Genomic DNA, 11,888 nt, shown 5'->3' on the forward strand with positions numbered 1-11,888 from the left:
CCCAACCCGGAAACGCATCGTTGCGACCTTGGCCTTTGACGTGCGTTCACCGCACGGCCCAGAAAGGCCACCGTTCAACAGGGAGTCTACCCATGCGTTTCGTCCTTCCCGCCGCTCTGGCGCTCGCCACCATCGCTGCGCCCGCCATGGCCCAGACCGGCACGCCCGGTGCCGCCGTCGCTTCGCGCGTCGTCGCGGGCACCTATGCCGTCGACCCCGCCCACACCCAGGTCACCTGGTCGCTGAACCATATGGGCTTCTCGATGCTCGAGGGGCAGTTCGGCGCGTCGGAGGGCACGCTGACCCTCGATCCCGCCAAGCCGCAGGCTGCCAAGGTCGATGTGACCTTCAAGATCGACAATCTGTCGGTCACCGCCGCGCCCTTCGCCAATCACCTGAAGTCGAAGGACTTCTTCGACGCCGCGACCTATCCGACCGCGCGCTTCGTCTCGACGGGCGTGAAGGTCATGGGCAACAAGGCCGTCATCACCGGCAACCTGACCATCAAGGACCAGACCAAGCCGGTGACGCTGAACGCGACCTTCTTCGGTGCGGGCACCAATCCGATGTCGAAGAAGCTGAACATCGGCTTCCGCGCGACGGGCAAGATCAAGCGTTCGGACTTCGGCGTCGGCGCCTATGTGCCCGTCGTCGGTGACGAGGTCGACCTGACGATCAACGCCGCCTTCACCGCCCAGTAAGCGGTCGTTGCCCTGCCCCGGTCGCCCGATCCCAGGGGCGGCCGGGGCCGGATCAGAATAACCGCTTCAACCCGGCGAAACTCTCGAACGTCGCGCGAACCTCCGGCGCGGCCGACGCCGCCAACCTGGCGATCCGCTCGATCAGTGCGGCCTTGTCCTCGCCCTTGATCGCATAGCCCATCGCCCAGTCGCCGAACTCGCGCGTCTCGACATGGCGATCCGACAGGACGACCAGGGCGCGATGCCGCGGGTCCGCCGCGATATGGCGATACAAGCGTTCCACCGCCTCCGCCTCGCCCTCCAGCGCCTGGAGGAAACGTCGCCCGTCGAAATAGAGCAGGCCGGTGACGCCCGCCTGCGCATTGTTGCGGCGTGACGCGATCAGGATCGCCTCGGGATCAATGGCCGCCGCCGAACCCTTCACGCTGCTGATATAGACGAGTTGGCGCAACATCCGTGTATCCCGCTGCCCGGCCCCCCTGCCGGTCTTCGCTGCCGTCGATGGCGGGTGGCGCTTTAACAAAGCGTTCACGCGGTGCGGCGGGATATGGACAAGCCCGCCCCGACGCGGCATGAACCCCTGCATCATGATCGCCGCGCTGCTGCTCCGTTCGCTTCGACTTATCCGCCCTTAGGGGAGGATCGGCGTGGCCATGCGCGACTTCCCTAAGGGCGGAATGAAACGATAAGCCTGTCCCCGCCGCGCCCTGGCCTGACGCGGCCGAGAATGCTGGAAGACCCGATCATGTTGCGCGATCCCTCGACCAAATACCGCCCCTTCCCGACCATCGCCCTGCCCGACCGGCAGTGGCCGAACCGCACGATCACGCAGGCGCCGCGCTGGCTGTCAACCGACCTGCGCGACGGTAACCAGGCGCTGATCGACCCGATGGACGCCGAGAAGAAGACGCGGATGTTCGACCTGCTGGTCAAGGTCGGGCTGAAGGAGATCGAGGTCGGCTTCCCGAGCGCGGGCGCGACCGAGTTCGATTTCATCTCCGGCCTGATCCGGGACGACCGCATCCCCGACAACGTGACGATCCAGGTCCTCACCCAGTCGCGCCGCGACCTGATCGAGCGCAGCTTCGAAAGCCTGGAGGGCGCGCGCACCGCCATCGTCCATCTCTACAACGCGGTCAGCCCGGCCTGGCGCAAGATCGTCTTCGGCATGACCCGCGACGAGGTCCGCAAGATTGCGGTCGAGGGCGCCAAGATCCTGCGCGACGAGGCGGCCAAGCGCCCCAACACCGACTGGTTCTTCGAATATAGCCCCGAAACCTTCTCGACCGCCGAGCTGGATTTCTCGGTCGAGGTGTGCGCCGCCGTCATGGACGTGCTGAAGCCGACGCCCGACCATCCGTTGATCCTGAACCTGCCCGCCACGGTCGAATGCGCGACGCCCAACGTCTATGCCGACCAGATCGAGTGGTTCGGGCGCAACATTCCGAACCGCGATTCGGTGGTCATCTCGCTGCACACGCATAACGATCGCGGCACCGGTGTCGCCGCCGCAGAATTGGGCGTGATGGCGGGCGCGGACCGGGTCGAGGGCTGCCTGCTCGGCAATGGCGAGCGGACCGGCAATTGCGATCTCGTGACCGTCGCGCTCAACATGTACACCCAAGGCGTCGACCCGAAACTCGACCTGTCGGACATCGACGAGGTGGTGAACACGGTCAATTACTGCACCAACCTGCCCGTCCATCCGCGCACCCCCTATGCGGGCGATCTGGTCTTCACCGCCTTTTCGGGCAGCCATCAGGACGCGATCAAGAAGGGCTTCGCGGCGCAATCGGCGCGCAACGACGATCTGTGGGAAGTTCCCTATCTGCCCATCGATCCCGCCGATCTGGGTCGCAGCTACGAAGCCGTGATCCGCGTCAATTCGCAGTCGGGCAAGGGCGGTGTCGCCTGGGTGATCGAGCAGGACAAGGGGCTGAAGCTGCCCAAGCGGCTCCAGGCCGATTTCAGCCGCCATGTCCAGGCGATGGCCGACGCCACCAGCCGCGAGCTCAACGCCGCCGACATCTGGGGCGGGTTCGAGGCGACCTATCTGCCGCGCGAAGGCGATCGTTTCGTGCTGCGCGACTATGAGGAAAGCGGCTCGACGGGGCAGCGGACCTTTATCGGCCGCGTGCTGGTCGATGGCGAGGAACGCTCGATCTCGGGCCGCGGCAATGGCCTGATCTCCAGCGTCATCGCAGCGCTTGCCGACACGACCGGCCCGAACCTGGAAGTCATCGACTATAACGAGCACGCCATCGGACACGGCGCGGACGCGCAGGCGGCTGCCTATGTCGAGGCGCGTACCCCCGATGGGCGGGTCGTCTTCGGCGTCGGCCTCGACACCGACATTGCGACCGCCAGCGTCCGGGCGGTGCTCTCCGCCGCCAACCGGGCCTGATGCGCCCTGCCCTTCTCGGCTAAGACGACGCGCCATGCGGGCCATCGGAGCGTCGTCTTTTCGTCTCCTGCAAGGGGCAGTGGCAGACCAAAGATCTGACGGAGGGGCATCTCCATCATGAGCGCGGCCGTCCCTCCGTCATCGCGCTGGGCGTTCATTCCCGAACGCTATCGCGAGAAACTGCGCGAGCGGGGTGCGTCGATCACGCTCACCGTGCTCGCGCATCTGCTGCTGGCCTGGCTGATGTTCCATCTGGCGCCCAAACTGATCGACCCGGAGAAATCCTCGGTCTTGAACACCTTCTCCGTCTCGCCCGACGATCAGCAATCGGGCGCGCCGGTGCCCAAGACCCGCACGGCCACACGCAAGCCTGCCGCGGCGGGCGGCTCCAAGGCGCCGATTACGGAGAAGCAGCCCGACACGCCCAAGCCCCCGAACGAAAAGCCCGTCGACACCTCCACCCCGACGCCGTGGCAATGGGGCGACAAGTCGCTGTTCGTGGCCGGTGATATCGGCGCCCTGCCCAAGGGCGAGGGCAAGGGCGTCGGTTCCAGCAACGGCGACGATCGGGGCGAGGACAGCGCGTCGGCCTATGGCCCCGGCGAAGGGCCGGGCGGTCGGCGGCTCTACAATGCCGAGTGGTTCCCCCGCCGCCCGAGCGATGCGGAATTGAACGGCTATCTGCGCAGCCCGCCGCCGCCGGGCGGCTGGGCACTGATCGCGTGTCGCACCATCCCCGGCTACCGCGTCGAGAATTGCCAAATCCTGGGCGAGTCGCCCGTCGGCTCCGGGCTGGCCCGCTCGATGCGCGAGGCCGCCTGGCAGTTCCGCGTCCGTGCGCCGCGCGTCAACGGCAAGGAAATGATCGGCGAATGGGTCCGTATCCGGATCGACTTCACCACCAAGGGCGGTGGTTGACGCGTCGGTCGGTGATGGCGTCGCATTACATCAGAGCGTGCCCCTCCCCTTCAGGGGAGGGGTTGGGGTTAGGGCCTCGCCACGAACCCGACGCTTGTGAACGCGCCCCACCCCCGGCCCCTCCCCTGAAGGGGAGGGGTGTGGATGAATTTTTCGTCCAACTCTAATACGTGAATTGCAGCTGGGTCCGGATCAGGTCGCCGGTTGCGCGGCCCGTCCGTCGCGAATCCGCCTCGCGCCGTTCCATCCGGGCATAGGCGATGGTCAGTTCCAGGGCCTCGACCAGTTGGATCTCGGTACCCAGTTCCCACTCGTCGGTTTCCAGCCGGGGCGCGTCGACATTGGCCTTCCACCCGCCGCGATAATGCTGCCACCGGACATAGGGGATGGCGCGGCCGACCGGCGTCTTGCCGACATTCGCCATCAGCTGAACATAGCCGCCACCCAGGCGGCTGGAGCGGATCGCCCCCGATGCGTTGTCATATTGCGGCCCCCAGCCCGTCGTCCATTCGGTCTGGATACCGAAGGGCTGCGGATAGAGGATGGCGTGGACGGCGACGCGATCGTCGCGATAGTCGACCGAACTGACCCCGCCGCTGCGCAGTTCGGGCCGGAAACGGTTGAACATCGCCGAGCCGCCGACCTCCAGCACCTGGTCGCGGAACAACGGCCCCAGCCCGTCGAGCGCGAAGGGCCAGGTCGCCATCGCGACCTTCATCAGATTGTCGGTCCGCTCGGTCCGGTTGGTCCCCTGCCCGTTATAGACGGCCAGGCCGAAGGCACCGTAATTGCCGAACAGCTTCTGCTTGTCCTTGGTCAGCCGGTCCCAGATCGCCTGAACGGGCGCAGGCGTGTAATAGACGTTGATCCCGACATCGCGCTCGCCGGGCACGCCGCTGTTGATCGCATCCGATCGATCGAGCGGCAGGCGGTTGGACGAGGATTGCAGATTCTCCCAGCCGAACGGCACCTTGGACTGGCCGAAGCGCAGGCGCAGGCGGCGTTCGGGGTCGAGGAACCAGTCGGCATAGACATCGCGCAACTGGCCGAAATTCTCGCGCCGCTCGGTGCTCGACTGGTTGTTCACCGCCGCGCCGAAGTCATGCTGGAAATAGAGTTGCAGCCGGTCGGTGATATCGCCCTGCAGCACCAGCCGGACACGGCGAAGCAGGAAGCCGCCGTCATCGTTGATCGAGGCGTCGTGCACCGAGCGCAGGCGCGAGCCGTTGGTCCCCGGCGCGTTTTCGCTGTCCAGCAGGGCGTTATAGCGAAGCTGCGTATAGCCGCGCAGACGCATACGCTCATACCAGGGCGTCCGTGACGATACCGGCTTGGGTGCGCTCGCCACCCGCTGCGGCACAGGGGCCGGAGTAGGCAGGGGTGCGACCGGCACCGCGGCCACGACCGGCGGGGCGGATGCGGCGACGGGGGCAGTCGGAACGGCCGCCGTCGCGCCCTTCTGCGCATCGGTCAACGCCTTGATCTGCGCCTTCAGTTCGTCGATCTGGCGCTGTAATTCCTGCACGGTCTGCGCTGCGGCGGGTGCCGGGCAGAGGGCCAGCATCATCGCGGCGGCGATCCCGGTACCGGTCCGCTGGGGTATCGAGTTGATCGCCATGCTATTCCGCCCTTTTTGCGGCGGCGACTTAGGACGGCTCCGGGCCGTTTCGCAACAGATTGATGACAGTTGCGTGATATTATCGTGACAAGCCGTCCGGTGTCAGCGGCTGCGCTCTATCTCGCAGCCGATGCGGGCATCGGGATAGATATCGGTCTTGGTCGACCGCACCGTCACCGCCGTCACGCGCGGATCGGCAAGACATAGCGCCGCCACCGCCTCGCACAGGCTTTCCTGCAATGCGAAGCCGGGGCCGCGCGCCATCGCCAATATGCCTTCGCGCAGGAAGTCATAGTCCAGCACTTCCTCGATCCGGTCGACGCTGGGCGCGGCGGGATAGGTGACGGTCATCGCGACCGACAGGCGGACTGGCTGGGGTGCGACCTCATGCGGGTAGATGCCCAGATGCATCGCGACCGTCATTTCGTCGAGCAGGATCCGATAGGTCGCCGTCATGCCCGTCCCTCGAACATCACATCGCCGTCGCGGCGGCAGAAACGCTGGCCACAATCGACATACAGGGTCTGTCCGCGAAGCCCCCGCGCGCCGAGGAGGAAGGACACCGCCTCCGCCACCGCCCCCGCGCCGATCGGGCGGCCGAGCAGGTTCTTCGTCGCCGCCTCGGCGAATTCGGCATCGCCCTGGTCGCCGCTTTGCAGCGTCAGGCCGGGGGCCACCGCGTTCACCGCGATGCGGGCCCCAAGCGCCTGGGCCAGCATCGTGTTCGCCCCCGCCAAGGCGAATTTGGCGCAGCTATAGGCGAAGAAGTCGGGATTGGGGTTGGCCAGCTTCTGGTCAAGGATGTCGACCACCGCGCCGTCCGCCACGTCATCCTGTCGTGCCAGCGCCGAGGCGAGCAGCGCGGGCGCGGCGGCGTTGATCGCATAGAGTTTCGCCATCAGGCCCGCATCCGTCTCCGGCGGCCGGTCGAACTCGAAGGCCGAGGCGCTGTTGACCAGCCCGTCGATCGGCCCACCCGCCGCTTCCCGCGCACGGGCGAATAGCGCGTCGATCGCGTCGATCCGTGACAGGTCGCCTTGCACCATCGGCGCATCCAGCTCCGCCGCCAGCGCCGCCGCATCCTCGCCCGAGCCGTTATAATGGATCACCGGTCGATGCCCGACCGCCGCCAGCCGCCGGGCGATACTCGCGCCCAGCCGCCTGGCCGCGCCGGTCACCAGCACGGTACGCCTGATCATCCGGCCATGCCCATGAGCGAAAGCACTTCCTTGCGGCTGCGATCGTCGTCGCGGAACACGCCCATCATCCGGCTCGTCACCATCGACACGCCCGGCGTGCGTACCCCGCGCGAGGTCATGCAGCCATGCGTCGCCTCGATCACCACCGCGACGCCCAGCGGCTTGAGATTCTCCCAGATGCAGTCGGCGACCTCGGCGGTCAGCCGCTCCTGCACCTGCAAGCGACGCGCAAAGCCATGCAGCACGCGCGCCAGCTTGGAAATGCCGACGACATGGTTGCGCGGCAGATAGGCGATATGCGCGCGGCCGATGATCGGCGCCATGTGGTGCTCGCAATGCGACTGGAAGGGAATGTCCTTCAGCAGCACGATCTCGTCATAGCCGCCGACCTCCTCGAACACCCGCGACAGGTGCACGGCGGGATCGTCGCCATAGCCGCCGCAATATTCGCGCCACGCCCGCGCGACGCGCTTCGGGGTATCGATCAGCCCCTCGCGCGTGGGATCGTCGCCCGCCCAGGCGATCAGCGTGCGGATGGCATCGGCGACATGGTCGGGCACGGCGATCTTGCCGTCCGCGCCCATCAGGTCGCCATCCTCCGGATCGCCATGCGCGCAGCTCATATTCTGTCCTTTACGTCAAAGCCGGTGCGATAGCGTATCGATTGCGCGGGTGCAAAAACTCGCGGCGGTGCCCTGCGATCCCCCACACCCGTTCGGCCTGAGCGAAGTCGAAGGCCACGCGACAACGACTGAACCTAAGCGGATTCCCTTGGCCTTCGACTTCGCTCAGGCTGAACGGCGGTTGGGGGATTACCCGCGCAGCCGCTCGGCCGCCCAAGCGACATGGTCGGCCATGAACGTCGAGATAAAATTATAGCTGTGATCATACCCCGGCTGCATCCGCAGCGTCAGGGCGATCCCCGCCTTGTCACACGCCTCGGCGAGCAGTCCGGGACGCAACTGCTCGGTCAGGAACTGGTCGGCATCGCCCTGGTCGACCAGTAGGTCGGGCAGTCGCGCGCCGTCCTCGATCAAGGCGACGGCATCCGCCTGTCGCCACGCGACTCGGTCCTGCCCCAGATAGCCGCCCAGAGCCTTCTCACCCCAGGGAACCTGGGACGGCGCGACGATGGGGGCGAAGGCGGACACGCTGCGGAAGCGATCCGGATGGCGAAGGCCGATGGTCAGCGCGCCGTGGCCGCCCATCGAGTGGCCGGTGATCGCTTGCGCGCCCATATCGGCAACCGGGAAATGCTCGGCGATCAGCGCGGGCAGTTCCTGCTCGATATAGGTTCGCATTTGGAAATGCGGTGCCCAGGGTTCCTGCGTCGCATCGACGTAGAAGCCAGCCCCCTGCCCCATGTCATAGGCGTCGTCATTCGCCACACCTTCCCCACGCGGCGAGGTGTCGGGCGCGATGAAGATCACCCGGTGCTCGGCGCAAGCGGCTCGATACTCGCCCTTGTCGGTGACATTGGCATGGGTGCAGGTCAGCCCCGACAGATACCAGAGGACGGGGAGCGTCTCCCCCTCCTCATGCTCGGGCACGAAGACCGAGAAGGTCATGCGCGTGCCCGTCGCCTCGCTGTCATGCGCGTACACGCCCTGCACGCCGCCATGCGCCTTCGAGGTCGACATCGTCTCGATCGTCATCGGAACACCACCGTCCGGTTGTCATTGAGGAACACCCGCCGCTCGCCCACCCAGGCGACCGCGCGGGCCAGTACCTGCGCCTCGATATCACGGCCGATACGGATCAGGTCGTCGACGCTGGCGCGGTGATCGACGCGCTCGACCGCCTGTTCAATGATCGGCCCCTCGTCCAGGTCCGCCGTCACGAAATGCGCGGTCGCGCCGATCAGCTTCACACCGCGCGCATGGGCGCGGTGATAGGGCTGTGCGCCCTTGAAGCCGGGCAGGAAGCTGTGATGGATGTTAATGCATCGCCCCGGAAGGGCCGCGACCAGCCGCTCGCCCAGGACCTGCATATAGCGGGCGAGGACGAGATAATCGGCGCGGCTTTCCTCCATCAGCGCCAGCATCGCCGCTTCCTGTTGGGCGCGATTGCTGTTGTCGACCGGCAGATGATGCCAGGGCAGGCCGTGCCATTCGACCAACGGCCGCAAGCTATCGTGATTGGATACGACGCCGACGATCTCGACCGGCAGCGTGTTGGTCCGCCAGCGATGCAGCAGGTCGTTCAGGCAGTGCGAGCCCTTCGACACCGCGATCAGCATCCGGGGCCGCTCGGTGGCGGGCGCGACATGCCAGTCGAAGCCGAACCGTGCGGCAGGCTCGGCCAGCGCCGCGCGCACCCCCTCGACCGAGGTCGGGAAACGCTCTCCCTGGCCGGTGAAGACGATGCGCAGGAAGAAGCGCCCCGTCTCCAGATCGGCATATTGCTGGCTGTCGAGGATGAAGCCATCGATCCCCGCCAGCGCACCCGACACGGCGGCGACGATGCCGACCCGGTCCTGGCACGCCAACGTCAGGATATAGTCGCTCATGCGGCAGGTGCGGGGGCTGGCAGGCGGCAGCCCAGGCAGAGCTTGTTGCCGTCCGGATCGCGCAGATAGCCAAGATAGGCCGGACCCATCGGCGTCTGACGCTCGCCCACCGGCGCCTCGATCGCGGTGCCCCCATTCGCCACGGCCGCCGCATGGGCGGCATCGAGCTGTGCCGGATCGGCCGCGCCCAGCCCGATGGTCCCGCCATTGGCAAAGGTCGCGGCCTCTCCGTCGATGGGGCGCGTCACCATGAAGGCCGCGCCGTTATGCCGATAGAGCAGGCGCTCGCCCATCTGCATCCCCGGCTGACCACCCAGCGCGGCGAACAGTGCGTCGTAAAAGACCTTGGAACGCGCGATGTCGTTCGATCCGACCATGACATGCGTATACATCAGGCCGCCTCCACCAGATGCCGTGCACACAGCTTGTTGCCGGTCGGATCGCGCAAGTAAGCCAGATAGACCTTGCCGACCGGCACGTTGCGGATGCCGGGCGGATCCTCGATCGCGGTGCCACCGTTCGCGAGCCCTGCCGCGAACCAGGCATCGGCCTGCTCCGGCGAGTCCATCGCAAAGCCCAGCGTCGCGCCATTGGCATGGGTCGCCGGCTCGCCATTGATCGGCCTGGAGATCAGGAAGCGGCCGCCATTATGGCTGTAGACCAGCCGTCCCGCCGCATCGACCACACCCTCGGCCGCGCCCAGCACGCCCAACGTCGCATCGTAGAAGCGCTTGGCCGCCGCAATGTCGTCGGCCCCCAGCATGACATGGCTGAACATCAGAAGATCACCACGCTGCGGATGCTCTCGCCTGCGTGCATCAGGTCGAAGCCCTTGTTGATCTCCTCCAGCGTCAGGCGGTGGGTGATCATCGGGTCGATCTCGATCTTGCCGTTCATATACCAGTCGACGATCTTGGGCGTGTCGGTGCGACCGCGCGCACCGCCGAACGCCGTGCCGCGCCAGTTGCGGCCCGTGACCAGCTGGAACGGCCGCGTGCTGATCTCCTTGCCCGCCTCGGCCACACCGATGATGATCGACGTGCCCCAGCCGCGATGGCAGGACTCCAGCGCGGTACGCATCACCTCGGTATTGCCCGTCGCATCGAAGCTGTAGTCCGCGCCGCCATCGGTCAGTTCCAGCACCTTGGCGATCGTCTCCTCGCGGCTCAGCCCCTTGGAGTTGAGGAAGTGGGTCATGCCAAAGCGGCGACCCCATTCCTCACGGTCAGGGTTGATGTCGACGCCGATGATCCGCCCGGCGCCCGCCAGCTTCGCGCCCTGAATGACGTTCAGGCCGATGCCGCCCAGTCCGAAGACGACGATATTCTCGCCCGGCTGCACCTTGGCGGTGTTGACCACCGCGCCCACGCCCGTCGTCACGCCGCAGCCGATATAGCAGCTCGTGTCGAACGGCGCGTCCTCGCGGATCTTGGCGACCGCGATCTCGGGCAGGACGGTGAAGTTCGAGAAGGTCGAGCAGCCCATATAATGGAAGATCGGCTGCCCCTTATAGCTGAACCGCGTCGTGCCGTCGGGCATCAGGCCTTTCCCTTGCGTGGCGCGGATCGCGGTGCACAGGTTCGTCTTGCCCGACAGGCACGACTTACACTGGCGGCATTCGGGGGTGTAGAGCGGGATGACATGGTCGCCCGGCACCACGGACGTGACGCCCGCGCCCACCTCGCGCACGATGCCGCAGCCTTCATGGCCCAGCACGCTGGGGAAGATGCCCTCGCTGTCGAACCCGTCGAGCGTATAGGCGTCGGTGTGGCAGATGCCGGTCGCCATGATCTCGACCAGGACCTCGCCGGCCTTGGGGCCTTCCAGATCGAGTTCGACGATTTCGAGCGGCTTCTTGGCTTCGAAGGCGACGGCTGCGCGGGTCTTCATGGGGTTCCTGTCTCCTTGGCTGGCCGCCCTGATGCCCCGTGGCGCGCGCCGGTGCAACCAACGAAAGCCTCGAGGGATTGATGCCGATCACAACCCCAGGAGAGCGACGATGACCGAGTTCAAAAAAGGCGATCATGTCGAATGGAACAGCCATGGCGGCACGGCCGAGGGCAAGGTCGTCAAGAAGCAGACCAGCGACACGACCATCAAGGGCCATACCGTCCGTGCGTCGAAGGACGAACCGCAATACATAGTAGAGAGTGACAATGGCGGAAAGGCAGCGCACAAGGCGGACGCGCTGAAGAAAGCGTGATTCACGCGCGTCCCGCCAAAGGGCTGGGACGCTGAAGGATTATAGGAAGGAACATCATGGCCACCGCAACCACGGGCACCGGCATCCACGCCCCGGTCCAGCCGTCCGAGGAACTGGGCGCGATCGTCGGCAACGAGAAGCTGCCGCGCAGCCAGGTCATCAGCAAGGTGTGGGACTATATCAAGGCCAACAACCTGCAGAACCCCGAAAACAAGCGGGAAATCCTGGCCGACGACAAGCTGAAGAAGGTGTTCGGCAAGGACAAGTGCACCATGTTCGAGATGAACAAGTTCATCTCGGCGCACCTGAAGAAGTAAGCCTTTGGCAACGCCCCGG

15 protein-coding genes are annotated in these 11,888 nt (G+C 66.2%); 5 read left to right on the forward strand and 10 right to left on the reverse strand.

The genetic code is table 11. The annotated features are described in order from the left end of the window. Positions 1-92 precede the first annotated feature (92 nt). Positions 93-701, forward strand: a complete 609-nt coding sequence (locus tag ASF14_RS08660; protein ID WP_056434156.1) for a YceI family protein — start codon at positions 93-95, stop codon at positions 699-701. Positions 702-753: 52 nt separating this feature from the next. On the opposite strand, the gene ASF14_RS08665 is transcribed toward ASF14_RS08660, so the two are convergent. Continuing rightward, positions 754-1,155 (reverse strand): BLUF domain-containing protein, encoded by a 402-nt coding sequence (locus tag ASF14_RS08665; protein ID WP_236696999.1) that lies wholly within the window; start codon positions 1,153-1,155, stop codon positions 754-756. 291 nt (positions 1,156-1,446) lie between these two features. On the opposite strand from ASF14_RS08665, the gene leuA reads away from it, so the two are divergent. Beyond that, positions 1,447-3,105, forward strand: a complete 1,659-nt coding sequence (gene leuA, locus ASF14_RS08670) for a 2-isopropylmalate synthase (protein WP_056434578.1) — start codon at positions 1,447-1,449, stop codon at positions 3,103-3,105. Positions 3,106-3,222: 117 nt separating this feature from the next. Beyond that, positions 3,223-4,023: a hypothetical protein gene (locus ASF14_RS08675; protein ID WP_156361099.1), complete on the forward strand. Its 801-nt coding sequence runs from the start codon at positions 3,223-3,225 to the stop codon at positions 4,021-4,023. Between the two features lie 163 nt (positions 4,024-4,186). Here ASF14_RS08675 and ASF14_RS08680 read toward each other — a convergent pair whose 3' ends face one another. The 9 genes from ASF14_RS08680 to ASF14_RS08720 form a co-directional block, all read right to left on the reverse strand. Beyond that, positions 4,187-5,641 (reverse strand): porin, encoded by a 1,455-nt coding sequence (locus ASF14_RS08680; protein ID WP_056434157.1) that lies wholly within the window; start codon positions 5,639-5,641, stop codon positions 4,187-4,189. Between the two features lie 102 nt (positions 5,642-5,743). Next, entirely contained in the window at positions 5,744-6,097 is a 354-nt protein-coding gene (locus ASF14_RS08685; protein ID WP_056434159.1) for a dihydroneopterin aldolase, read from the reverse strand. After that, positions 6,094-6,840, reverse strand: a complete 747-nt coding sequence (locus ASF14_RS08690; RefSeq protein ID WP_056434161.1) for an SDR family oxidoreductase — start codon at positions 6,838-6,840, stop codon at positions 6,094-6,096. Before ASF14_RS08690 ends, ASF14_RS08685 begins: the two co-directional genes overlap by 4 nt. Beyond that, entirely contained in the window at positions 6,837-7,463 is a 627-nt protein-coding gene (gene folE / locus ASF14_RS08695; RefSeq protein WP_056434162.1) for a GTP cyclohydrolase I FolE, read from the reverse strand. Before folE ends, ASF14_RS08690 begins: the two co-directional genes overlap by 4 nt. 189 nt (positions 7,464-7,652) lie before the next feature. Beyond that, positions 7,653-8,495, reverse strand: a complete 843-nt coding sequence (gene fghA / locus ASF14_RS08700) for an S-formylglutathione hydrolase (RefSeq protein ID WP_056434165.1) — start codon at positions 8,493-8,495, stop codon at positions 7,653-7,655. Beyond that, on the reverse strand, positions 8,492-9,349 hold the full coding sequence (gene purU, locus ASF14_RS08705; protein WP_056434166.1) for a formyltetrahydrofolate deformylase: 858 nt from the start codon (positions 9,347-9,349) through the stop codon (positions 8,492-8,494). The genes fghA and purU overlap by 4 nt, the downstream gene beginning before the upstream one ends. Next, positions 9,346-9,741 (reverse strand): VOC family protein, encoded by a 396-nt coding sequence (locus ASF14_RS08710; protein WP_056434168.1) that lies wholly within the window; start codon positions 9,739-9,741, stop codon positions 9,346-9,348. Before ASF14_RS08710 ends, purU begins: the two co-directional genes overlap by 4 nt. Further along, on the reverse strand, positions 9,741-10,127 hold the full coding sequence (locus ASF14_RS08715) for a VOC family protein (RefSeq protein ID WP_056434170.1): 387 nt from the start codon (positions 10,125-10,127) through the stop codon (positions 9,741-9,743). Before ASF14_RS08715 ends, ASF14_RS08710 begins: the two co-directional genes overlap by 1 nt. Further along, the gene (locus ASF14_RS08720; protein ID WP_056434172.1) at positions 10,127-11,239 is read right to left on the reverse strand and encodes an S-(hydroxymethyl)glutathione dehydrogenase/class III alcohol dehydrogenase; all 1,113 of its coding nucleotides are present in this window, start codon (positions 11,237-11,239) and stop codon (positions 10,127-10,129) included. Before ASF14_RS08720 ends, ASF14_RS08715 begins: the two co-directional genes overlap by 1 nt. A 109-nt stretch (positions 11,240-11,348) precedes the next feature. On the opposite strand from ASF14_RS08720, the gene ASF14_RS08725 reads away from it, so the two are divergent. Beyond that, positions 11,349-11,552, forward strand: coding sequence for a DUF2945 domain-containing protein (locus ASF14_RS08725; protein ID WP_056434174.1), 204 nt, complete (start codon positions 11,349-11,351; stop codon positions 11,550-11,552). A 56-nt stretch (positions 11,553-11,608) separates the two neighbouring features. Next, positions 11,609-11,869, forward strand: coding sequence for an SWIB/MDM2 domain-containing protein (locus tag ASF14_RS08730; protein WP_007405135.1), 261 nt, complete (start codon positions 11,609-11,611; stop codon positions 11,867-11,869). Positions 11,870-11,888 lie beyond the last annotated feature (19 nt).

Source organism: Sphingomonas sp. Leaf257 (genome assembly GCF_001422185.1).
GTDB lineage: Bacteria > Pseudomonadota > Alphaproteobacteria > Sphingomonadales > Sphingomonadaceae > Sphingomonas > Sphingomonas yabuuchiae.